At 70.7% G+C, this 23,177-nt stretch carries 18 protein-coding genes; 7 read left to right on the plus strand and 11 right to left on the minus strand.

Annotation, left to right across the window (positions count from 1 at the left end):
• Positions 1–6: 6 nt before the first annotated feature.
• The 4 genes from murD to ACTOWY_RS29320 are packed head-to-tail and all read right to left on the minus strand — an operon-like array spanning position 7 to position 5,445.
• Entirely contained in the window at positions 7–1,374 is a 1,368-nt protein-coding gene (gene murD / locus ACTOWY_RS29305; protein WP_441312833.1) for a UDP-N-acetylmuramoyl-L-alanine--D-glutamate ligase, read from the minus strand.
• On the minus strand, positions 1,371–2,465 hold the full coding sequence (gene mraY / locus ACTOWY_RS29310) for a phospho-N-acetylmuramoyl-pentapeptide-transferase (protein WP_441312834.1): 1,095 nt from the start codon (positions 2,463–2,465) through the stop codon (positions 1,371–1,373). The genes murD and mraY overlap by 4 nt, the downstream gene beginning before the upstream one ends.
• The gene (locus ACTOWY_RS29315; protein WP_441312835.1) at positions 2,462–3,937 is read right to left on the minus strand and encodes a UDP-N-acetylmuramoyl-tripeptide--D-alanyl-D-alanine ligase; all 1,476 of its coding nucleotides are present in this window, start codon (positions 3,935–3,937) and stop codon (positions 2,462–2,464) included. The genes mraY and ACTOWY_RS29315 overlap by 4 nt, the downstream gene beginning before the upstream one ends.
• Positions 3,934–5,445, minus strand: coding sequence for a UDP-N-acetylmuramoyl-L-alanyl-D-glutamate--2,6-diaminopimelate ligase (locus tag ACTOWY_RS29320; protein ID WP_441312850.1), 1,512 nt, complete (start codon positions 5,443–5,445; stop codon positions 3,934–3,936). The genes ACTOWY_RS29315 and ACTOWY_RS29320 overlap by 4 nt, the downstream gene beginning before the upstream one ends.
• A 253-nt stretch (positions 5,446–5,698) precedes the next feature.
• Here ACTOWY_RS29320 and ACTOWY_RS29325 point away from each other — a divergent pair, with 253 nt between their 5' ends.
• Positions 5,699–7,726 (plus strand): neutral/alkaline ceramidase, encoded by a 2,028-nt coding sequence (locus ACTOWY_RS29325; RefSeq protein ID WP_441312836.1) that lies wholly within the window; start codon positions 5,699–5,701, stop codon positions 7,724–7,726.
• Here ACTOWY_RS29325 and ACTOWY_RS29330 read toward each other — a convergent pair.
• The 4 genes from ACTOWY_RS29330 to ACTOWY_RS29345 form a co-directional block, all read right to left on the minus strand.
• Entirely contained in the window at positions 7,719–8,429 is a 711-nt protein-coding gene (locus tag ACTOWY_RS29330; RefSeq protein ID WP_441312837.1) for a dienelactone hydrolase family protein, read from the minus strand. The two genes, ACTOWY_RS29325 and ACTOWY_RS29330, sit on opposite strands and share 8 nt — an antisense overlap.
• 125 nt (positions 8,430–8,554) lie before the next feature.
• A complete protein-coding gene (locus ACTOWY_RS29335; RefSeq protein ID WP_441312851.1) occupies positions 8,555–9,592 on the minus strand; it encodes a hypothetical protein in 1,038 nt (345 codons plus the stop codon).
• Positions 9,593–9,597: 5 nt separating this feature from the next.
• Positions 9,598–11,022, minus strand: a complete 1,425-nt coding sequence (gene hflX, locus ACTOWY_RS29340) for a GTPase HflX (RefSeq protein WP_441312838.1) — start codon at positions 11,020–11,022, stop codon at positions 9,598–9,600.
• A 138-nt stretch (positions 11,023–11,160) separates the two neighbouring features.
• A complete protein-coding gene (locus ACTOWY_RS29345; RefSeq protein ID WP_441312839.1) occupies positions 11,161–12,075 on the minus strand; it encodes an NADP-dependent oxidoreductase in 915 nt (304 codons plus the stop codon).
• A gap of 76 nt (positions 12,076–12,151) precedes the next feature.
• Between ACTOWY_RS29345 and ACTOWY_RS29350 the strand changes: the two genes are divergently transcribed.
• Complete coding sequence (locus ACTOWY_RS29350) at positions 12,152–12,565, plus strand: winged helix-turn-helix transcriptional regulator (protein ID WP_441312840.1); 414 nt, start codon at positions 12,152–12,154, stop codon at positions 12,563–12,565.
• Here the strand turns inward: ACTOWY_RS29350 and dapF are convergent.
• From dapF to ACTOWY_RS29365, 3 genes are all read right to left on the minus strand, one after another.
• Positions 12,532–13,374 (minus strand): diaminopimelate epimerase, encoded by an 843-nt coding sequence (dapF, locus tag ACTOWY_RS29355; protein ID WP_441312841.1) that lies wholly within the window; start codon positions 13,372–13,374, stop codon positions 12,532–12,534. The two genes, ACTOWY_RS29350 and dapF, sit on opposite strands and share 34 nt — an antisense overlap.
• A 4-nt stretch (positions 13,375–13,378) precedes the next feature.
• Positions 13,379–14,272, minus strand: a complete 894-nt coding sequence (miaA, locus tag ACTOWY_RS29360; protein ID WP_441312852.1) for a tRNA (adenosine(37)-N6)-dimethylallyltransferase MiaA — start codon at positions 14,270–14,272, stop codon at positions 13,379–13,381.
• An 88-nt stretch (positions 14,273–14,360) separates the two neighbouring features.
• On the minus strand, positions 14,361–15,065 hold the full coding sequence (locus tag ACTOWY_RS29365; protein ID WP_441312842.1) for a class III extradiol dioxygenase subunit B-like domain-containing protein: 705 nt from the start codon (positions 15,063–15,065) through the stop codon (positions 14,361–14,363).
• 211 nt (positions 15,066–15,276) lie between these two features.
• Between ACTOWY_RS29365 and ACTOWY_RS29370 the strand changes: the two genes are divergently transcribed.
• The 5 genes from ACTOWY_RS29370 to ACTOWY_RS29390 all read left to right on the plus strand — a co-directional run bounded on the left by ACTOWY_RS29370 (position 15,277) and on the right by ACTOWY_RS29390 (position 22,138).
• Positions 15,277–16,596, plus strand: coding sequence for a DUF349 domain-containing protein (locus ACTOWY_RS29370; protein ID WP_247758751.1), 1,320 nt, complete (start codon positions 15,277–15,279; stop codon positions 16,594–16,596).
• Between the two features lie 200 nt (positions 16,597–16,796).
• Positions 16,797–19,103: a glycosyl hydrolase family 95 catalytic domain-containing protein gene (locus tag ACTOWY_RS29375; protein WP_441312843.1), complete on the plus strand. Its 2,307-nt coding sequence runs from the start codon at positions 16,797–16,799 to the stop codon at positions 19,101–19,103.
• Positions 19,104–19,278: 175 nt separating this feature from the next.
• Complete coding sequence (locus tag ACTOWY_RS29380) at positions 19,279–20,805, plus strand: NPCBM/NEW2 domain-containing protein (protein ID WP_441312853.1); 1,527 nt, start codon at positions 19,279–19,281, stop codon at positions 20,803–20,805.
• A 254-nt stretch (positions 20,806–21,059) separates the two neighbouring features.
• The gene (locus tag ACTOWY_RS29385; protein WP_374205783.1) at positions 21,060–21,134 is read left to right on the plus strand and encodes a putative leader peptide; all 75 of its coding nucleotides are present in this window, start codon (positions 21,060–21,062) and stop codon (positions 21,132–21,134) included.
• A 53-nt stretch (positions 21,135–21,187) separates the two neighbouring features.
• On the plus strand, positions 21,188–22,138 hold the full coding sequence (locus ACTOWY_RS29390; protein ID WP_441312844.1) for a hypothetical protein: 951 nt from the start codon (positions 21,188–21,190) through the stop codon (positions 22,136–22,138).
• Positions 22,139–23,177 lie beyond the last annotated feature (1,039 nt).

Genomic DNA, 23,177 nt, shown 5'->3' on the forward strand with positions numbered 1-23,177 from the left:
CCGCCCTCACCCAGCCTCTGACGACTGGGTTACCTCTCGGACGGCTTGGGCGAAGGCGCGGCCGCGGTGGGTGTAGTCGGTGAACATGTCCATGGAGGCAGCCGCGGGCGCCAGCAGCACAACATCACCCGGTCGTGCCATTGCGCTCGCCGCTCTCACCACCGACACCATGGCCTTATCGTCCCCCTCCGGCACCGTGTGCACGGGGACCTCGGGCGCGTGTCGCGCCAGCGCGGCGGCGATCACGTCCTTGTCCTGGCCGATCAGCACCACCCCGGCCAGTCGCGGCGCGGCCTCGGCCACCAGGTCCTCCACCGAGGCGCCCTTGAGCAGTCCGCCTGCCACCCAGATCACCCGGTCGTGGGCACGCAGGGAGGAGGCGGCGGCGTGCGGGTTGGTGGCCTTGGAGTCGTCGATGTAGCGCACGCCGTCGACCTCGGCGACCGGGCTGGCCCGGTGCGCGATGGGCTGGAAACTGGCCAGGCCGTCCCGGACGGCGTCGGCGGAGACGCCGTGCGCGCGAGCCAGGGCGGCGGCGACCAGGGCGTCGGCGAGTCCGGGTGGTCCGGCGGGACGGATCGCGGCGGCCTCGGCGAGCACCGCCTCCCGCACCCGGTCCACCAGGTTGCCGCCGGTGATGCCGAACTGGCCGGGCTGCGGTTCGCCCAGTGTGACGCCGATCTTGCGCGGCGCCGGGGACGCGGCCAGCAGCTCGGCGACGAGGGGGTCGTCCAGGTTGCCGATGGCCACCTCGCCGGTGAGCACGGCGGCCTTGGCCCGCGCGTAGGCCGCCAGGGAGCCGTGCCAGTCCAGGTGGTCCTCGGCGATGTTGAGCAGCGCGCCCGCGCTGGGCCGCACCGAGGGCGACCAGTGCAGCTGGAAGCTGGACAGTTCCACCGCCAGGACCCGGTGCCCGGCGCGGACCGCGTCCACCACAGGCAGGCCGACGTTGCCGCAGGCGACCGCGTCGGCCCCGGCGGCGCGCAGGATGTGTTCCAGCATGCCGATGGTGGTGGTCTTGCCGTTGGTGCCGGTGACCACCAGCCAGGCCCTCGGCCCGTCCGCCGATTCCTGGTCGAGCCGCCAGGCCAGTTCGACCTCGCCGATGACCTCGATGCCCGCGGCGGTCGCGGCGGCCAGCAGCGGGGTTTCCGGCCGCCAGCCGGGGCTGGTGACCACCAGGTCGGTGCCCGGCGGCGGCTCGGTGAGCGACAGCGCGGTGGCGTACTCGGTGATCGAGGCCAGTCGCGACTCGTTGCCGTCGGTGACGGTGACCTTGGCGCCGAGGTCGGCCAGGGCCTGGGCGGCGGACAGACCGGACACCCCGGCCCCCGCGACGAGGACCGAGGCGCCGGCGAACTGGGACTGGCTCATCCGCCCGAGGCCAGCCACTCGCTGTAGAACAGACCCAGGCCGATCATGCAGCAGATGCCGCCGAGCAGCCAGAATCTGATGATCACCGTGGTTTCCGCCCAGCCGGCCAGCTCGAAGTGGTGGTGGAAGGGCGCCATCCGGAACAGTCTTCGTTTGGTGGTGCGGAAGACCAGGATCTGCAGGCTCACCGAGAGCACCTCGACCACGAACAGGCCACCGACGACGAACATCAGCAGTTCGGTGCGGGTCACGATGGACAGACCCGCGACCAGGCCGCCCAGGGCCAGCGATCCGGTGTCACCCATGAAGATCTTGGCCGGGGCCGCGTTCCACCACAGGAAGCCGACGCAGCCCGCCATCGCCGCGGCCGCCACGATCGCCAGGTCCAGGGGGTCCCGGACGTAGTAGCAGGCCGGGTTGAGCCGCTCGGAGCAGTCCAGCCGGAACTGCCAGAACGAGATGACCACGTAGGTGCCCAGCACCATCGCCGCGGTGCCGGCGGCCAGGCCGTCCAGGCCGTCGGTCAGGTTGACCGCGTTGGACCAGCCGGCCACCAGCAGGTTGCAGAAGATGATGAACCCGATGGCGCCGAAGGAGATGATCGAGATGTCCCGGACGAAGGACAGGTTCACCGAGGCAGGGGTGAGGTGGTAGTCGCTGGCGTCCGGGAACTGCAGCACCAGGTAGCCGAAGATGGTCGCGGTCAGCACCTGGCCGACGATCTTCGCGGTGCCGGACAGGCCCAGGTTGCGGGCCTTGCGGATCTTGATGAAGTCGTCCAGGAAGCCGACCAGGCCCAGGCCGGTGGTCAGGAACAGCACCAGCATGCCGGAGGCGGTCGGACCGACCTGGTCCCCGGCGCCCCTGGTCAGGTAGACGAACAGGTGGCTGGTGCCGTAACCGGCCCACATGGCCACCAGGATCGCGATGCCGCCCATGGTGGGCGTGCCGCGCTTGGTCTTGTGGTGCTGGGGACCCTCCTCCCTGATCTCCTGGCCGAATCCCTGCCGGGAGAAGACCTTGACCAGGTAGGGGGTGAGCAGGATGGAGACCATGAGCGCGATCGCGCCCGCGACGAGAATGCCTTTCACGCGGTGTCACCGCCCTGCAGCAACGCGTCGGCGACCCGCCACAGCGCGGCCACCTTGCTGGCCTTGACCAGCACGACGTCCCCTGGCCGCACCTGATCGCGCAGCAGCGCGATGGCGGCTTCGACGTCCGGCACGAGTACGGACTCCTCTCCCCATGATCCTTCGAGGTACGCGCCCTGATGCATCGCGCCCGCCTGCTCGCCGACCACGACGAGCCGGTTGACGTCGAGCCGGACCGCGTAGCGGCCGATCGAGTCGTGCGCGGCGATGCTGTCCTCGCCCAGCTCCCCCATCACGCCGAGCACGGCCCAACTGCGGCGGCGGGGCTCGGTGCGACTCATGGCGGCCAGGGTCTTGAGCGCGGCGCGCACCGACTCCGGGTTGGCGTTGTACGAATCGTTGACCACCGTGACGCCGTCGGCGCGGGTGGTGACCTCCATGCGGCGGGCGGAGACCCGTCGCGCCGCGGAGAGCCGGTCGGCGACCTCCGCGGGCGTGGCGCCCAGTTCCAGCGCGACCGCGGCCGCGGCCAGCGCGTTGGACACGTGGTGCGCGCCGTGCAGACCGAGCTTGACCTCGGCTTCCCCGGCTGGGGTGACCAGGCGGAAGGTGGCCCTGGCCTGCTCGTCGAGGTCGACGTCCGCGGCGCGCACGGTGGCTTTCGGGTCGGTCCCGAAGAAGACGATCTTGGCTTTGCTGCGCCGCGCCATCGCGGCGACCAGCGGGTCGTCGGCGTTGAGGATGGCCACGCCGCCCTCCGCCGCCGAGGGCAGGGATTCGGCCAGCTCACCCTTGGTCTGGGCGACCGCCTCCTGGGAGCCGAACTCGCCCAGGTGCGCGGTGCCGACGTTGATCACCACCCCGATCCGGGGCGGCGCGGTCTGGCAGAGCTGGCCGATGTGGCCCACCCCGCGCGCGGAGAGTTCCAGCACCAGGAAGCGGGTGTCGGCGTCGGCGCGCAGCACGGTCCACGGGTGGCCCAGCTCGTTGTTGAACGAGCCGGGCGGCGCGACCGTCGGGCCCATCGGCTCGACCACCTGGGCGATGAGGTCCTTGGTGGAGGTCTTGCCGGAGGACCCGGTGATGCCCACGACGGTGAGTCCCTTGGGCGCCAGCGTGTCCACGGTGAGCCGGGCCAGCTTGCCGAGCGCGGCCAGCACCGCGGCGCCGGAGCCGTCGGTGTCGCCGGTCAGCGCCACCGAACCCCGGTTGGCCTCACTGACCGGCGGCACGATCACCGCGGGCGCGTCGACCTCCCGCGCGGCCAGCACGCCCGCCGCGCCGGCCTGGATCGCGGCGGCGGCGTAGTCGTGGCCGTCCACCTTCAGTCCGGGCAGGGCCAGGAACAGGCCGCCCTCGGTCAGGTTGCGCGAGTCGAACTCGACGCTGCCGGTGACCAGTGGGCTGCCATCGGTGCGGTGCAGGCGCCCGCCGACCGCCGCGGCGATCTCGGCCAGGCTGAGCGGAATCATGAACCCTCCGTGTGGTGGACGCCTGGAGCGCCACCGGGGTTGCCGGACAGTTGCGCGTCGATCGCCCCGGACAGCACCTGCCGGTCGTCGAAGGGCTGCACGACGCCGTTGATCTCCTGGCCGGTCTCGTGGCCCTTGCCCGCCACGACCACCACGTCACCGGGACCCGCGCGGCGCACGGCCTCGCGGATGGCGGCGCCGCGGTCGCCGATCTCGATGACCTCGCCACGCTCGGCCTCGGGCACGGCCAGCGCGCCGGCGCGCATGGCGGCCCTGATCGCGGCCGGGTCCTCGGTGCGCGGGTTGTCGTCGGTGACGATGGTCAGCTCGGCCCGGCGAGTGGCGGCCTCGCCCATCAGCGCGCGTTTGGCGCTGTCCCGATCACCGCCGCAGCCCAGCACCACGATGATCCGGCTGTCCTTGGCCTGTTCCCGCACCGAGTCCAGCACCGCGGCGACCGCGCCGGGCTTGTGCGAGTAGTCCACCACCGCGGTGAAGTCTTGGCCGCGCACCACCCGTTCCATCCGGCCGGGCACGTCCACGCTGGAGAGGCCCTCGATGATGGCCGCGTCCGGGACCCCGGCCGCGTGCAGGCAGGCGGCGGCCAGCAGCGCGTTGGCCACGTTGAAGTCGCCGGGCAGCCGGATGGCCAGTCGCAGCTCGATGCCGTCCGGGCCGAGCGCGCGGAAGCGCTGGATGCCGGTGGCCTCGGTGCTGATGTCGGCGGCCCGCCAGGTGGCCGCGCCGTCCAGGGAGACGGTGACGGTGTCCTCGGTGACCAGCTTGCGGCCCCACTCGCCGTCCACCATCACCACGGCCTGGTCCGCGCGGCCGTCGAACAGCTTGGCCTTGGCCGCGAAGTAGTCGTCCATGTCGGCGTGGAAGTCCAGGTGGTCCTGGGACAGGTTGGTGAAGGCGCCCACCGTGAAGTGGGTGCCCGCGACCCGGCCGAGGGAGAGTGCGTGGCTGGAGACCTCCATGGCCACATCGCTGACCCCGCGTTCCAGCATCAGCGCGAACAGCGCCTGCAGGTCGGGGGCCTCGGGGGTGGTGAACGCGCTGTCGAGGCGGTCCCCGGCGATCACCGTGGCCACCGTGCCGATCAGCCCGGTGGTGCGGCCCGCGGCCCGCAGGCCGGCCTCGATCAGCGTGCTGACCGTGGTTTTCCCGGAGGTGCCGGTGATGCCGATGATGGCGAGCCGGTCGGAGGGGTTGCCGTAGATCCGGGCGGCCAGTTCGCCCAGCACGGCCCGCGGATCCGGGTGCACCAGCACCGGCAGGCCGGCCGCGCGCACCTCGGGCAGGTCCGCGCCCGCGGCGTCGGTGAACAGCGCGATCGCGCCACCCTCGACGGCCTGGGCGATGAACTGGGCACCGTGCGCGCGGGCGCCCGGCAGTCCGGCGAACAGGTCGCCTGGCTGGGCCTGCTGCGCGCGCAGGGTGGCGCCGGTGACCCGGACCGCAGCGTGTTCGCGGCCGTTGTCACCAGCGAGAACGGCGCCGACCATGCCGGCTAGCTCGTCCAGTCGGACCGGCTCGGTCAGCGACGGGCGAGGCGGGGCTGTAGCGACCACTGATGGCACGCGCGAGAGGCTACCGGCGTGCGCTGAGTGGCCTAGCACGGCCCGGCTGTGCTACTGGGCGTGATCCACCCGGGCCATACGTGAGAAGGGTTCACATTCGTCTCGGGTCTCGCTACCTTCAGGCCAACGCTTGTCGTGTTCCAGGTCACAGCCGACCTTGGCCGGAAGGGCTACCGCCATGCGCCACAACCGCATCAGACCTGCCCTGACCCTCGCCCTGGCAACACTGCTCGGCGCCGGGTTGCTCACCCAGCTCGACCCGGCCGCGGCCGCGCCGGCGGACACCTATCTGGTGGGCCGGGGCATCGCCGATGTGACCGGGGAACCGGCCGAACGCGGCATGATGGGCTACGCCAAGCTGGACCAGCAGACCGCCGGGATCCACCAGCGGCAGCGGTCCAGGGCCTTCGTGGTGGCCGATTCCGCTGGCACGCAACGGATCGCGCTGGTGACGGTGGACGTCGGGCAGATCTTCGCCAGCGTCCGGCAGGCCGTGCTCAAGCGGCTCGGCCAGGAACTCGGCGGGGCCTACACGGACGCGAACCTGGCCATCACGGCCACCCACACCCATTCCGGGCCGGGCGGCTACTCGCACTACTCGCTCTACAACATCACCACCTTCGGCTACCACGACGACACCTTCAAGGCGATCGTCAACGGCATCGTGGCCTCGGTGAAGCAGGCCCACCAGGACCTGGCGCCGGGCTCGGTGTCCCTGGGCAAGGGCGAGCTGCGGGATGCCAGCGTGAACCGGTCCCGCCGGGCCTTCGACCGCAACCCGGCCGCGGACAAAGCCTACTTCCCCGAGGGCATCGACCCACAGACCACGTTGCTGCGCTTCGACCGCGGCGGCAAGCCGATCGGCGCGCTGAACTTCTTCGCCACCCACGGCACCAGCCTGCGCGGCGACCACAAGCTGATCTCCGGTGACAACAAGGGTTACGCCTCCTACCACTGGGAGCGCGATGTCAGCGGGGTCGACTACCTCAGTGGCGCACCGGGTTTCGTGGCGGCCTTCGCCCAGACCAGCGCCGGGGACATGAGCCCGAACCTGGCGCTGAAGCCGGGCACCGGCCCGACCGAGGACCACATCGCCAACACGAAGATCATCGGTGAGCGCCAGTTCGCCGCGGCCAAACGCCTGCTGGACAACGGCGGCGCCGCGGTGGCGGGCAGCATCGGCTCCCGGCTGTCCTTTGTGGACCTCAGCAACGTGACGGTGGACCAGCGGTTCACCGGGGACGGCCAGGCGCACAAGACCTGTGGCGCGGCCATGGGCGCGAGTTTCGCCGCGGGCAGCACCGAGGACGGGCCGGGGCCGGACATCTTCAAGGAGGGTGTCGGCAACAACCCGCTGATCGAGCAGGTCACCAAGGCCCGCTACCAGGCCTCGCCGGAACTGCGCGCCTGCCAGTCCCCCAAGGACATCCTGCTGGACACCGGCGCGCTCGGGCTGACCCCGAAGATCCTGCCGGTGCAGGTGCTCAAGATCGGCCAGTTCTACCTGGCCACCGTGTCCAAGGAGACCACCATCGTGGCCGGGCTGCGGCTGCGCCAGACGGTGGCCGCGGCCACCGGGGCGCCGCTGGAGAACGTGCTGGTCTCCGGCTATACCAACGACTACTCGGGTTACCTGACCACACCGGAGGAGTACGACCAGCAGGACTACGAGGGCGGCCACACCATGTTCGGCCGCTGGGCGCTGCCCGCCTACCAGCAGGAGTTCGCCAGGGTCGCGGGCGACCTCAAGGCGGGGCGGGCGACCAACCCGGGTCCGCAGGTCCCCGACCTGTCCGGGTCGAAGTGGACCGTGCAGCCCGGGGTGGTCCTGGACGCGCCGCCGATCGGGTACAACTTCGGCGACACCGTCACCCCGCCCGCGGCCGCCTACAGCCGCGGTCAGCAGGTGAAGGTCGAGTTCGCCGGCGCGCACCCGAACAACAACCTGCACCACGGCGGGTCCTACCTGGAGGTCCAGCGCCAGGAGGGCGACCGGTGGAAGCGGGTCGCCGACGACGGCGACTGGTCCACCAAGTTCCACTGGGCGCGCTGGGGCATCGCGGCCTCCCGGGTCACCGCGACCTGGGATGTGCCGGCGAGCGCGCAGCCGGGGAAGTACCGGATCGTGTACTCGGGTGACGCGAAGGCCCTGTCCACCAAGATCACCCCGTTCACCGGCGCCTCCCCGGAGTTCACGGTCAGCTGACCGGCAGCGTCCGCGCCAGGAACTCCTCCGTCAGCCGCCAGGCCTCGGCCGCCGCCTCCGGGTGGTGGAACGCCGGGGCCTTGCGGTTGTGGAAGGCGTGTCCGGCCTGCTCCTGCACGTGCAGTTCGACGTTGGCCCGGCCCTGCGCGGCGGCCTCGACCTTGGCCACCTCCGCGCGCGGGATGTAGGGGTCGGCGCCGCCGAAGTGGATCAGGATCGGCGCGCTGATGTCGGCCAGCAGCCCGGCGTTGTCCGGCACGCCGGAGCCGTAGAAGGAGACCACCGCGTCCGGATCGCCCTGCGCGGCCAGGAAGAAGGTGACCGTGCCGCCGAAGCAGAAGCCCAGCGCGCCCACCGGCCGGCCGCTGACCTCGGGCAGGCCGCGCAGGACTTCCAGGGCGGCCAGCGAGTCGGTGATGCCGCCGGGGAAGTCGTGCTTGCCGACGAGTTCCATGGAGGCTTTCAGGCCCTCCTCGCCGTGGTCGGCGGCCCAGTTGCGGTGCTGCCGCCAGAACAGGTCGGGCGCGGCCACCACGTAGCCCAGCGCGGCCAGGTCGGCGGCCACCGCGCTGATGTAGTCGCCGACGCCGAAGATCTCCTGCACCAGCAGGATTCCCGGCCGCGGGGTGGTGGCCTCGGGCAGCCACACGGAGAGGTCGAAGGTGCCATCGGAGACCGTCACGGTCTCCACACGCGTCGTCATCTCGCCATGCTAAGCGCGCGGCACCCACGACTTCGCACCCCGCCAAACGCCGAGTTGGCCCAAGTCGTACACGTAGTTGGCCCAACTGGGCGTACCGCTTTGGCCAACTCGACGGCGGAGCTGGTTCAGCGCTTGGCCCGTCTGCTGCGGCCGACCAGCAGGATCACCGCGAGCACGCCGACCGCGGCGAGCAGGATCCCGCCCCAGGAGGTCGAGCCTTCCGCGTCGGCGGGCTGGCCGGAGGCCTGGTTGCCGCCGCCGTTGGGCGCGGGCGTGGCCGGGTTCTGGTTGCCTGCCGGGGTCGCGCCGGCGGCGAGCTTGGCCGCGCCGGGGATCGCGCGGATCGGGTCCATCTCCTCGGAACCGGACAGCAGGGTGCCGTCGGGCTCGAACGCGATGGCCTCGCCCTGGGTCTCATTCGGCAGCGGGACGCGGACCGGTTCCCGTTTCAACGCCTCGGCGATATCGCCGTCGGGGGCCGGGAACAGCAGCGCGTCGGTGTAGGTGCGCAGCGCGACCACGGTGCCGTCCTGGCTGACCGCGCCGCCGGTGACCAGCACCGAGCCGAACCCGGCGACCGGGCCGCCTGGAGTGCTGCTGGACTTGATCCGGATCGAGCCGACCTTCTCCAGCGCGGTCGGGCCCGGTGCGGTCAGCGCCTTGCCAGGACGGTAGATCCCGGCCGGGGCGAAGGGTTCCTTGGTGACGATGTACGGGGTGCCCTTGCGGTCCAGCAGCAGGGCTTCCGCGTCGTGCGGGCCGTCCGGGTAGGTCAGCCGGTACAGGGTGGCTTTTCCGTTGGGCGTCAACGCGTGCAGGGCGATGCTGTCCCGCTTCTTGCCGTTGTCGCCGGTGTCGGCCAGCCACAGCGTGCCGTCGGCCGCGCGGGCCAGGTCCTCCACGTCGAAGGGGTCGGTGGCGTTGCTGATCACCCGCTCCACCTTGCACTCCGGGGTGAGCACCAGGACCTGCAACCGGGAGCCGCCGTCGGCCATGGCGTACCAGCGCTTGCCGTCACTGGCCAGGCCGCTGAGTTCCTTGAGCCGCTTGTCCGTGTACCGGCACTTGTCCACCGGCGCGGGCGGTTCGGCGGCCAGCGCGGGCAGCCCGGACACACACAACAGCGCTGCCAGTGTCACCAGCAGCGCTGTCGTGCGGGTCAGCGAACTCACGCCCGGTTGTCCGCGAACTCACCGAGCTGTCCGGCCAGTTCCGGCTTCACCCTGGCGCGCAGCTCGGTGCCGTCCTCGGTGTGCTTCTCGGTGAGCACCTGGCCCTCGGAGTGCACCCGGGAGACCAGCTCGCCCCTGCTGTACGGGATGAGCAGCTCCACCAGCACGTCCGGCCGCGGGATGCGCTCGGCGAGCAGGTCGCGCACCGTGTCCATGCCCGAGCCGGTCTGCGCGGAGACGAACAGCGCGTCCGGGAACAGGTGCCGCAGCCGGGTCGCGGTCAGCTCGTCGGCCTGGTCCAGCTTGTTCACCACCAGCACCTCCGGCGGCATCGGCGCGTCCCGGTCCTGGATGATCTCGGCGAACACCTCGCGCACCGCGGAGACCTGGCGTTCCGGCAGCGGGTCCGAACCGTCCACCACGTGCAGGATGAGGTCCGCGTCGGCGACCTCCTCCAGGGTGGAGCGGAATGCCTCCACCAGCTGGTGCGGCAGGTGCCGGACGAAGCCGACGGTGTCGGTCAGGGTGTAGGTGCGGCCGTCCGGGGTCAGCGCCCGGCGGGTGGTCGGGTCCAGGGTCGCGAACAGCGCGTCCTCGACCAGCACGCCCGCGCCGGTGATGGCGTTGAGCAGACTGGACTTGCCCGCGTTGGTGTACCCGGCGATGGCCACGTTCGGCACCAGGTTGGCCACCCGCATGCCACGTTTGGTCTCCCGGACCGTGCCCATCGCGCGGATCTCGCGGCGCAGCTTGGCCATCCGCTTGGTGATCCGCCTGCGGTCGGTCTCCAGCTTGGTCTCACCGGGACCACGCAGACCCACACCGGCGTTGCCACCGGCGCGGCCACCGGCCTGCCGGGACAGCGACTCGCCCCAGCCGCGCAGCCGTGGCAGCAGGTACTGCAGCTGGGCCAGTTCGACCTGGGCCTTGCCCTCCCGCGAGCTGGCGTGCTGGGCGAAGATGTCCAGGATCAGCGCGGTCCGGTCGACCACCTTGACCTTGAGTTTCTCCTCCAGCTGCCGGAGCTGCCCAGGGGACAGCTCACCGTCGCAGATGACCGTGTCGGCGCCGGTCTCGATGACCGACTCGCGCAGCTCGATGACCTTGCCGGAGCCCACATAGGTGGCCGGGTCGGGTTTCTGGCGGCGCTGGATGAGGCCTTCCAGGACCTCGGCGCCCGCGGTCTCGGCCAAGCGGGCCAGCTCCGCGAGCGAGGCTTCCGCCTCCTCGGCGTCGCCCTCGGTCCACACGCCGACCAGCACCACCCGCTCGAGCCGGAGCTGTCGCTGCTCGACCTCGCTGATGTCCGCGAGTTCGGTGGACAGCCCGGCGACCCTGCGGAGCGCGGCGCGGTCGGCCAGTTCCATCTCGCCGGTCGAGAGGATGTCCGTCTCGTCGGCCTGTGTCATGAATTCCGTCATACGGGGTCCAGTGTCCCACGTTCCGCCAGCGATTTCCGGTGTGACCGGGCACTTTCGCCGACCCACCGCCGTACGGGTGACACTGGCGCTACCGGAACGCTCCGGCCGGGATCGACTGACCCCGGCCGGAGCCGGTGCTCACGGGACCAGCACGATCCGGCCGCGGAACCCGCCGGCGGCCAGCTTGGTGTAGGCCTGCGTGACCTGCTCGAACGGCAGCTCCTCGGACACCCGGACGCTGAGTTCGCCCTTCTCCACCAGCGCGGACAGCTCGGCCAGCCGCGGGCCGTGCGCCGTGACGAACACCGCGATCCCGCGCACGTCCTCGGGGGTCTCCGGCTGGCTGCCGTTGACCGCGACGAAGCCGCCGCCGGGGCGCGTCGCGGCCACCGCGGCCGCGCCGATGTTGGCCGCGTCGAGCACGCCGTCGACCTGCCCGAAGGTGGTCAGCGAGGCGCCGCGCGGGATGAACTCGGCCGCGCCGAAGGAACGCACCAGGTCCTCATCGGCCGCGCTCGCGGTGGCGATCACCCGCAGGCCGCGGAGCTTGCCCAGCTCCACCGCGTAACCGCCGACGCCACCGGCCGCGCCGGTGACCAGCAGGGTGCCGCCCTCGGGCAGTTCCAGCAGGTCGATGGCATGGTCGGCGGTCAGGGAGTTGAGCGGCAGGCTGGCCGCCTCCGCCGCGGTCTTACCCGAGGGGAACGGCGCCAGGTCGGTCGCGGGCAGCACCGCGAACTCGGCCTGCACGTCGGGGGTCCGGTCCAGCTGGTCGGACATGCCGATCACCCGGTCGCCGACCGCGTAGCCGGTGACATCCGCGCCCACCGCGTCGACCACGCCCGCCACGTCCCAGCCCACGCCGTAGGCCGGGAGTTGCGCCAGCCGCCCGAGGTGCACGAAGAAGCCGCTCGCGCTGAGCAGGTCAACCGGGTTGAGCGCGGCGGCCTCGACCTTGATCCGCACCTGGCCCGCGCCTGCCTCGGGCACGGGCACCTCCGCGACCTCCAGCACCTCGGGGCCGCCGAACTTCTTGATCAGAATTGCTCGCATGCGGAGGACATTAGGTGAGCTACTCTCTCTCGGGGAGTACGTACTTCACAGTGCGTACCACACCGGGAGGAGAGTCATGGCCACGCAGACCGCCGCCGACCGCAGATCCGCCGAGCGGGACGCCTACGACGCCTACCTGGCCGCCTGTCCGACCAGGAACCTGCTGGACCGGATCAGCGACAAGTGGGTGACGCTGCTGCTCTGCGCGCTGCAGAACGGGCCGCGCCGGTACAACGAGCTGTCCCGCAAGCTCGCCGGGATCAGCCAGAAGATGCTCACCCAGACCCTGCGCACGCTGGAGCGCGACGGCCTGGTCACCCGCGAGGTCACGCCCTCGGTGCCGGTGCGGGTGGACTACGCGCTGACCCCGCTGGGCAAAAGCCTGCGGGCCACGGTGGAGCAGCTCAAGCTGTGGGCCGAGGCCAACATGGACCACGTGTACCTGGCCCGCGCCGGTTACGACGCGCGGAACGAGTCCCACCAGGCCTGATCCAGCCTGCCACTGGCGACCAGCACGGCGGGCCCGGTGAGGGTGGCGCGCTGGTTCTCCACGGTGACCCTGACCTGGCCGCCGAGGATGTCCACGGTGACCTCGCCGGTGTTGTGGCCGGTCAGGTGCAGGGCGGCGGCCGCGGTGGCGACCGTGCCGGTGCCGCAGGAGCGGGTCTCCCCCACGCCGCGCTCGTGCACCCGCATGCGCAGCGCGCCGGGGGCCAGGGTGCGCACGAACTCGATGTTGACCCCGCGCGGGAACACCGCGGGGTCGTAGCCGGGCTGGCTGGTCAGGTCGAGGTCTTCCAGGCCGCCGTCCAGGGGGCAGACCAGGTGCGGGTTGCCGACGTCGACCGCGACGCCGGGGTACTCGCGGCCGCCCAGGGTGGCGGTGGAGCGGCCGAAGACGGTGACCGGGCCCATGTCCACGGTGACGGTGCCGTCGGCGTGCGCGATGACCGGCCGGATCCCAGCCCGGGTGCCCACCGGGAACTCGCCTGCCTGGGCCAGGCCCTGCCGCACCAGGTAGTGCGCGAAGACCCGGACGCCGTTGCCGCACATCTCGGCGATGGAGCCGTCGGCGTTGCGGTAGTCCATGAACCACTCGGCCGCCTCGACCCCGGCCGGGGCGTCGGTGAGTGTGGCGGTGCGCACCACGCGCAGCACGCCGTCGGCGCCCAGTCCGCGCTGGCGATCGCACAACGCGCGCACCAGGGCGTCGGTCAGGTCCAGTTCTCCGTCCGCGTCGGGCAGCAGCACGAAGTCGTTCTCCGTGCCGTGTCCCTTGAGGAATTCCACTCCGGCCACGGCTTCAGAGTACGTCCAGCACGGCCTGGTCCAGGCCGGGGTCCGCCGGGTCGAACCAGTGCGTGCGCTTGTCCCTGCGGAACCAGGAGCGCTGCCGCCGGACGAAGCGCCGGGTGGCCTGCGCGGTCAGCTCGGCGGCGGTGGCCAGGTCGTGCGCGCCGTCGAAGGCGGCCAGGACCTGCTGGTAGCCCAGGGCCCTGGACGCGGTGAGCCCGTCCCGCAGGCCGATCGCCTCCAGTTCGCGCACCTCGTCGACCAGTCCGGCGGCGAACATCTCGGTGACCCTGGCGTTGATCCGGGCGTCCAGCAGCGGCAGGTCAGGAGCCAGGCCGATGATCACCGTGCCGTAGCGGGCGGGGCCGGGAACAGGCAGCGTGGCGGAGAAGGGACGGCCGGTGAGCCGGATGACCTCCAGCGCGCGGACCACCCGGCGCCCGTTGCTGGGCAGGATCGAGGCGGCCGCGACGGGATCCTGTTCGGCGAGCCGGTCGTGCAGCACGGCGGAGCCGGCCTCGGCGAGTTCGGCCTCCAGTTGTGCGCGCAGTTCCGGGTCGGTGCCGGGGAACTCCAGGTCGTCCAGCACGGACTGCACGTACAGGCCGGAGCCGCCGACGAGGATCGGTGTCCGGCCCGCGGCGAGCAGCTCCTCGACCTTGGCCCGCGCCTGCCGCTGGTAGGCCGCGACCGCGGCGGTCTCGGTGACCTCCAGGACGTCGAGCAGGTGGTGCGGCACGCCGTCCCGCTCGGCCTCGGTGAGCTTGGCGGTGCCGATGTCCATGCCCCGGTAGAGCTGGGCGGCATCGGCGTTGACCACCTCGCCACCCAGTCGCCGGGCCAGTCGCACGCCAAGCCCGGACTTACCGGCAGCGGTGGGGCCGACGATCGCGAGGGGACACATACGACTCACCAGCCGAGCGTACGAGTTGGCCCAACTCGTACGCCCACTTGGGCAAACTCGCCGTACGAGTTGGGCCAACTCGATGGGGTCAGGTCCAGGTGGCCACGTGGTAGCCGACGCCGTAGGGGCAGTCGGAGTAGAGGAGGTCGGCCTGCCAGCCGCGGCCGGCGGTGGCGGCTCCGGCGACCTGGTAGGCGGCTCGGCCGTGTGCCCACAGCTCGGCGGCCAGGGCCGGGTCCAGCGCGGTCAGCGGGGCGGGGTCGCCGGTGGCCAGTGCGCTGGAGATCTGGGCGTCGAACTCCGGGGCGCGTGGATCCGGGGGCACCGGGGAGCGCGGGGTCAGCCGGGCCGAGGAGTCGGCGAGCACGAGCAGGGCGGTGCGCTCGGGTCCCGTTGCCAGCGCTGTCCCCAGTTCCAGGCACTCGGCCGGGGAAAGATCCGCGGGCAGCAGCTGGACCGTCACCGAACGTGCGCCCGCGTGCGCACGCAGCCAGCCCGCGATCAGCGCCGGGACCGGCAGCTCCGGGTCGGCCGGACCCTGGCCGCGGCCCAGGTCGACCTCCAGGTGCACACCGAACCCGGCGAAGGTGCCCCTGGCCTCCGGACCGATGATCTTGGGTCCGGCCTGGTCAACGGCTATCACCCACCAGTGGTCGGCCATCTGGGTGAGGGTGGCGGCGGCGGCGCGGCAGGCCCGCCGCAGGGGTTCCGTCTCGGTGGCGGCTCCGGTCACCAGTTCGGGTACCAACAGGGGTGGATGGGGCGCGAAGGCGACTCGGGCGATCACGAGCATCAAGGCTAGTGGGGCTCGCTCGGGGGCAACCGTAGGCAAAAGCAAGGTCACAACCTGGCCCAGGAGTACCACCGGCGGCCCTGACCTGTTTGAATGCGGCGTCGAGGACCGCGAGTGCCGGTCCTCGACGACGTGCACTGGCCCCGCTGCTGCGGGGCGCCCGCAGATCGGGTGCGGGCGAGCGAGGCGGGCAGTCAAGGAGGAGCCGGCGATGACGGACCAGGACACGAACCTGGCGACTGTAGCTGCGGCCACACCGGCGCAGCACCCAGGCGGAACGGGTCCGGCACCAACGGTGCCGGTCGCGTCCGACGATCCAGGCCGCTGGGGCAGGGTCGATGCCGATGGCACCGTATATGTGCGCACCGCGGACGGCGAGCGGTCGATCGGGTCATGGCAGGCGGGCGAGCCCGCCGAGGGGCTGGCGCATTTCGCGCGCCGCTTCGATGACGTGCGCACCGAGGTCGAACTGCTGGACACCCGGCTGACCTCCGGCGCCGGGGACCCCAAGCAGGCCCTGACCAGCGTGCGCACCATCAAGGAGAGCCTGGCCGAGGCCCATGTGGTCGGCGACCTGGCCGCGCTGGCCACGAAGCTGGACGCGCTGGTGATCAAGGCTGAGGCCGCGGTCGAGGCGGGCAAGGTGGCCAAGGAGGCCGCCAGGGTCGAGGCGGTGGCCAAGAAACAGGCCCTGGTCGACGAGGCCGAAGGCCTGGCCAACGAGTCCACGCAGTGGAAGGTGGCCGGGGACCGGCTGCGCCAGATGCTGGACGAGTGGAAGGCCGTGCGCGGGGTCGACCGCAAGACCGACGAGCAACTCTGGCGGCGCTTCGCCAAGGCCAGGGACGCCTTCAACCGGCGGCGCGGCTCGCACTTCGCGGACCTGGACCGGCAGCGGTCCACCGCGAAGCAGCGCAAGCAGGAGATCGTGGAGGAGGCCGAGCGGATCGCCGAGTCCGGCGACTGGGGCGACACCGCGACCCGCTACAAGGACCTGATGACCGAGTGGAAGGCCGCCGGTCGGGCCCCCAAGGACGCGGACGACGCGCTGTGGCAGCGTTTCCGCGGCGCGCAGGACAAGTTCTTCGCCCGTCGCAGTGACGCCTTCTCCGAGCGGGACGCGGAGTTCGGCGAGAACGCCAAGCTCAAGGAAGAGCTGCTGGCCGAGGCCGAGCAGATCGATCCGGCAGGCGCCGGTGGCCTGGAGGCCGCCCGCGGCGCGCTGTACAAGCTGCAGGAACGCTGGGACGCGATCGGCAAGGTGCCGCGGGAGCGGGTGCGCGAGCTGGAGGGCAGGCTGCGCGCGGTCGAGGAGAAGGTGCGCGGGGCGGTCGACGCGCAGTGGCGCCGCTCCGACCCCGAGGCTGAGGCCAGGGTCGCCCAGTTCCGCGAGCGGGTCGAGCAGTTCGAGTCGCAGGCGGCCAAGGCGCGTTCGGCGGGCAACGACCGCAAGGCCAAGGAGGCCGAGGCCCAGGCCGCGCAGTGGCGCGAGTGGCTGGCCGCCGCCGAGGAGTCCCTCGCGAGCCGCTGACCAGCGAGAACCAGACCCCCGGTGCACTGCGCGCCGGGGGTCTTTTTTGTCCGCGCTGACCCGGTTCGAAAACCTATACATCCGATCTCTTACCTTGTCGGAGCATTGACTCGCCGGGGGCTTCACTCCTAGCTTCGTGCACGACATCGGGGTCGAAATGCCGCCATCGGCCCATCCATGGAAGCGAAAGAGGCTTATCAATGGATGAGCAGAGATGGGATCTTTCTCGCCGGACCTTCCTGGCCGCCACCGCGGCGGCCGGAGTGGCAGGCGCCGCCGCGCCGGTAGCCACCGCCGCACCGGCGGAGAGCCCTGCCCCGGAGCCGGGGATCGCCGGAGGGTCCGAGCTGGACTGGGCGAAGTTCCTGGGCGCGCAGGACCCGGTGTGGCAGAAGCTGCCCGCCGAGTGGTGGCAGGGGCCCTTCCTCGGGGACGGGCGGCTCGGGTCGATCATCCGCAAGGAACCGGGCAAGAACGCGATCCGGTTCAGCGTGCAGCACGCCGAGGTGCAGGACCACCGGCCGCAGTTCGGCAGCGGGCACGGCGTGTGCCGGTTGCCGGTCGGCCACCTCACCCTGGAACCCGCGGGCACGATCACCGGCGTGGACTGGCGCCTGGACCTGTGGCACGGCGAGTTCACCGGCACCATCACCACCTCGGCCGGCACGCTGAAGGTGCGGGCGTTCATCCACACCACCCGCTCGGTGCTGCTGGCCCAGGTGACCCCCAGCGGCGGTGAGCGGGTGCGCTGGGTCTTCCACCCCGAACCCGCGGTCAGCACCCGGCCCGACCCGCCCAGCGGCTACACCCACAACCCCGAGCCGGTGCGCGGGACCAACGGCGCGGAGCAGGTGGTGCGCCAGGAGATGCTGGCAGGCGGGCAGACCGCCACCGCCTACCGCGACCCGGCCTGGACCTCCGGCGAGCACACCCTGCTGCTGGCGGTGGCGCACAGCTTCCCGGCCCGCACCGCCGAAGCCGAGGCGCTGACACTGGTCCGGGACGCCGCCGACCTCGGGGTGGCCGCGCTGGTGGCCAGCCACCGCGAGTGGTGGCACGCCTTCTACCGCAAGAGCTTCGTCTCGCTGCCGGACCAGCGGCTGCAGAGCTTCTGGTGGATCCAGCTCTACAAGACCGCCACCGGCACCAGGGCAGGCGGCACCGTGATGGCCACCTGCGGGCCCTGGTTCGAGCCCACCGGCTGGCCCGCGGTGTGGTGGAACCTGAACGTGCAGCTCGAATACTGGCTCATCCACGGCAGCAACCACGTCGAACTGGACGCGATCACCAGCACGCTGCGGGACAACCAGGCGCAGCTGATCAAGAATGTCCGGCCGGAGTACCAGCACGACTCCGCGGGCGTGGGCCGCAGCACCGACCGGACCACGCTCAAGGGCAGTTACGTGGCCCGCCCCGGAGACGGCGGCGGCAGCCCGGAGACCGGCAACCTGACCTGGACCCTGCACAACGTGTGGCTGACCTACCGGCACACCATGGACATCGCCATCCTGCGGGACACGATTTTCCCGATCCTGCGCCGGTCCATCAACTACTACCTGCACTTCCTCAAGCCCGGCGGCGACGGCAAGCTGCACCTGCCGGAAACCCACTCCCCCGAGTACGGCAACGCGCCGGACTGCAACTACGACCTCGCGCTGATCCGCTGGGGCTGCCGGACCCTGTTGTACGCCAACGAGAAACTCGGCACGAACGATCCGCTGGCCGCGAAGTGGCGGCAGGTGCTGCGTGACCTGGTGCCCTACCCGACCGACAAGAACGGGTTCATGATCGGCGCCGGGGTGCCGTACGAGAAGTCGCACCGGCACTACTCGCACCTGCTGATGGTCTACCCGCTGTATGAGATCACCGGCGACGATCCCGCGCAGCGCACGCTGATCGACACCTCGATCAAGCACTGGCACGCCATCCAGGGCGCGCACCGCGGCTACAGCTACACCGGCGCCGCCTCCATGCTGGCCGGACTCGGCCGCGGTGATGAGGCACTGGCCTACCTGCTGAAGTTCTTCGACCCCAGCACCCGGTACCCGGTCACCGAGAACACCATGTACCGCGAGGGCAGCCCGGTGGTGGAAACCCCGCTGTCCGCGGCGCAATCCCTGCACGACATGCTCGTGCAGAGCTGGGGCGAGTTCATCCGGATCTTCCCGGCGGTGCCGCGCGGCTGGGCCGATGTCACCGTGGACCGCTTCCTCACCGAGGGCGCCTTCGAGGTCAGCGCGGTCCGCAAGGGCGGCCGCACCCGGTGGGTGTCGGTGCACAGCAAAGCGGGTTCGCCGTGCAAGGTGCGGCACGGCATCCAGCGGCCGATCCAGGTCAGCCGCCCGGACGGCTCGCCGATCGTCTTCCGCGAACTGCCCGGCGGCGTGGCCGAGTTCGACCTGGCCCGCGGCGGCACCGCGGTGATCTACCCGCAGGGCGCGATGCCCGAGCTGACCATCGAACCGGTCCGGATCAGCAACCCCGGCAAGCCATGGGGCCTGTCCTAAAACTCACCTCGCCGCCGCGAAACCCGTTGCCGGACAAGGAGTTATCGTGCGCAGAAGACTGACGGCCGTACTGGCCGCGGCATCCACCGTGATCGCCGCGACCGGACTCGTGCTGACCACCGTGGCCGCGCCACAGGCCGAGGCACTGGAGAACGGCCTGGCCCGCACACCCCCGATGGGCTTCAACAACTGGAACACCACGCACTGCCGTGCGGAGTTCAACGAGAAGATGGTCATGGACATGGCCGACATCTTCGTGACCAAGGGCCTCAAGGACGTTGGCTACCAATACGTCAACATCGACGACTGCTGGGCCAAGACCACCCGCAACGCCCAGGGCAACCTGGAACCCGACCCCAAACGCTTCCCGCGCGGCATCAAGTTCGTCGCCGACTACGTGCACAGCAAGGGTCTCAAGTTCGGCATCTACACCAGTGCCGGCACCAAGACCTGCAACACGGCCGGTTTCCCCGGCGGACTCAACCACGAGGAACAGGACGCCAGGCTCTTCGCCAGCTGGGGCGTGGACTACCTCAAATATGACAACTGCAACAACCAGGGCGTGGACGCCAAGATGCGCTACCGCAAAATGCGCGACGCGCTCAAGGCCACCGGCCGCCCCATCGTGTTCTCCATCTGCGAATGGGGTCAGAACAAGCCGTGGGAATGGGCCCAGGACACCGGAAACCTGTGGCGCACCACCAGTGACATCAACGACACCTGGGCCAAGATGGTGCAGATCTTCAAGAAGAACCTGCCGCTCGCGCAGTACGCCAAACCCGGCGCGTGGAACGACCCCGACATGCTCGAAGTCGGCAACGGCGGCATGACCCCCACCGAATACCGCTCGCACTTCAGCCTGTGGGCCATCATGGCCGCGCCCCTGCTCATCGGCGCCGACCTGCGCAAGGTCAACCAGGAGAACTTCACCACCCTGCTCAACAAGGACGTCATCGACGTCGACCAGGACGCCAAAGGCGTGCAGGGCAAGCAGATCAAAGCCTCCGGCGGCACCTACGTGATCGCCAAGCCCCTGGCCAACGGCGATGTCGCGGTGGCGCTGTTCAACGAGAACGGCTCGGCCGCCACCATCAACACCACCGCCGCGGAAATCGGCCTGTCCGGCAACAACTTCCGGCTCAAGGACCTGTGGTCCAAGGCCACCCGCACCAGCACCGGCGCGATCAGCGCCTCGGTGCCCGCACACGGCACCGTGATGTACCGGGTCAGCCGGGTCGGCGCGCAGACCCCGCCGCCCGCGGGCACCTCGCAGATCTCCGACCTGGACTGGCAGGGCGTGGCCAACGGCTGGGGCCCGGCCGAGAAGGACCGCAGCAACGGCAACCAGCCCGCCGGTGACGGCAAGCCGCTGACCATCGGCGGCGTCACCTACCCCAAGGGCATCGGCGTGCACGCGCGCAGCGAGATCACCGTGTACCTGGGCCGCAAATGCACCACCTTCACCGCCCAGGTCGGCATCGACGACGAGGTGGCCGGAGCCAACGGCTCGGTGGTCTTCGAAGTGCACGCCGACAGCACCCGAAAAGCGGCCACCGGAGTGCTGACCGGAGCCGGGGCCGCCACCGCGATCACCGCCGATGTCAGTGACGCCGAACAACTCCGGCTGGTCGTCACCGACGGCGGCGACAACATCAACTACGACCACGCGGACTGGGCCGAGGCGAAACTCACCTGTGCCTGATGCTGATGGCCTAACCGCATCACTCTGATGGCCTGCACCGATCGTCGGTGCCTTCGCTCAGGATTGCAGTCTCCCGCCGCCACGGGAAACCGCAATCCTGAAGCGGTTCCCAGTGGTGACGGGGCCTCACACACTGGGCCATCTGGCGAGCCTGGCTACGCACCTGAACCAGCAGGGGCGTGGCCAGGCGTCGAGGCTGTCCACCACGTGAGAGCCGTTGACAGCGCGAAACCACCGCCCCTAGCGTCCAACCCATGGCACCGCAGGAAATCCTGACCACCCGGGGTCACATCGACCTTGTCCGGGTGGCCTCCGCGGCCTGTCGCTGATCCCGTACGCCACGTCTCGCCCCTGCCCTTACGAGACCAACGGGACCAACTCCATGACGCTGGCCGTCTCCTCCCCCGACCTGACCACCCTGCTGAGCACCGGCCCTTTCCCGGCCGCCCTGCGCGCCGCGATCCAGGCCAGCGGCCTGAGCCTGGACCGGGTGCAGCACCGATTACGCGCCCGCGGCGCCACCGTCAGCGTGGCCACCCTGAGCAACTGGCAATCCGGCCGCCGCCAGCCAGAACGCGACGACTCCTTCGTGGTGCTGGGCCACCTGGAAGCCGTGCTCGGCCTGCCCGAAGCGGCGCTGCGGATGCTGGTCGGCCCACCCCGCCCCCGAGGCAGACACGCCATGGCCCCGGTCGCCACCCCCACGGTGGAACAACTCTGGTCCCGCCGAGACCTCCTGGGCACCCTACTGTCCACAGTGGACACCAGCTCGGACGAACTGCTGACCCGCCTGAGCCAGCACGACCTGGTCGAGGTCGGCCGCGACGGAAGACAGCAAAGCCTGCGCGTCAAACAGGTCCTGCGCGCCGACGCCGACGGCGCCGACCGCTGGCTGGTGGTCTACGACCCCCGCCACCCCCGAGGCGCCGCCGCCGACCTGGTCCCCCTGCGACACTGCCGCCTGGGCAACCTCGCCGTCCACCCCGACACCGGCCTGATGGCCGCCGAACTCCTCTTCGACGAACCGCTGAGCCGCGGCGAGACGGTGATGATGGAGTTCGAGATCATCAGCCCCGCAGGCGCCCCACCCCGCCATGGCGACCTGTTCTGCCGCAAATTCCGCCGCCCGGTCCGCGACTACCTGGCCGAAATCCGCTTCCACCCCGAAGCCCTCCCCCAACGCGCCTACCAGGTAACCAGCCCCCTGGCCTCCCCAACCGGCACCCGCCGCCGCGCCCTCACCGTCTCCGCCGCCGGCTCAGTACACGCCACCGCCCAAGACGTAGGCCCCGGCACCCTCGCCATCCGCTGGGACGGCATCCCCCACCCTTAACCAGCGTGTTGGCCGTTGTCGTACACCGAGTTGGCCGTTACGGACGCCGAGTTGGCCGTTGTCGTACGGCACGTTGGCCGTTGTTGTACGCCATAGGCAGCTGCGACCGGGCGAAGCCCGAAAACCGGTGGCGGGGGTGGCTTTTCGAAAACTTCCCCCGAGCGGTTCCCCATCCCCGTCAGCCTGGAGAGGACACACCGCATCTCACCGAGTGGCCCTGCAACACAAACCGTCGCCAATCCTGGCCAGCGTGACGGGGGCCGCTCGGTGAGATGTGGTTTGGTATCGGAGGGCTGACGGGGATGGGGAACCGCACACGAGCACTGCTCTCTGCTCTTGACTTTGTTCTTCCCCCCATCCTTTGATTCCTGCCCGTCCGGCGAGGACGCACTTGATCTTCGCTCTTGCCTCTTCGTAACGAAACTGAAGATCAAAAAGGGATGGCCTCGCCGGCCGGGCAGACCACCGGAGGGGTGGGGCAGATCAACACCCGGGATGAGCAGGTTGCGGGGCGGGGTCTGGGCTGCCGGGGCCGGTTCCAGCGTGGCTCCGAGGGCTCGTGTCTTCTCCGTACGGCCTTCCGCCAGCCAACCACACCCCGATGAGCGGCCCCCGTCACGTTGGGAGGCAAGGGTTACGCAGGTTGCAGGGGCCGCTCATCGGGGTGTGGTCTGCATGCTCCAGGCCGTACGGAGAAGACACGAGAACCCTCGTCGTGGGGGTTTCACCCCTCCGCCCCGCCCCGCCGCCGTCCCACAACGGCCAACGTGGCGTACGACTTGGGCCAACTCGGCGTCCATAACGGCCAACTCGGCGTACGACAACGGCCAACACTCCCGGGGAGGAGGAATTTCCCGGGAGTGTTGGCCGTTGTGGGACGGGGGTTTGGCCGTTGTTGTACGGGGTTAGGGGCAATGCCGCGTAGTTAGTGTTTGGGGCTGGTTGTCAAGCCTGGTGAAACAGCCAACGGAGTCCCTGCTAGAACAGAAATCGACCAAGATCACTGTCGGCAGGAACTCCGTTGGACAACCAGTCTGTC

Origin of the sequence: Crossiella sp. CA198 (assembly GCF_052078295.1) — a bacterium.
Lineage (GTDB): Bacteria > Actinomycetota > Actinomycetes > Mycobacteriales > Pseudonocardiaceae > Crossiella.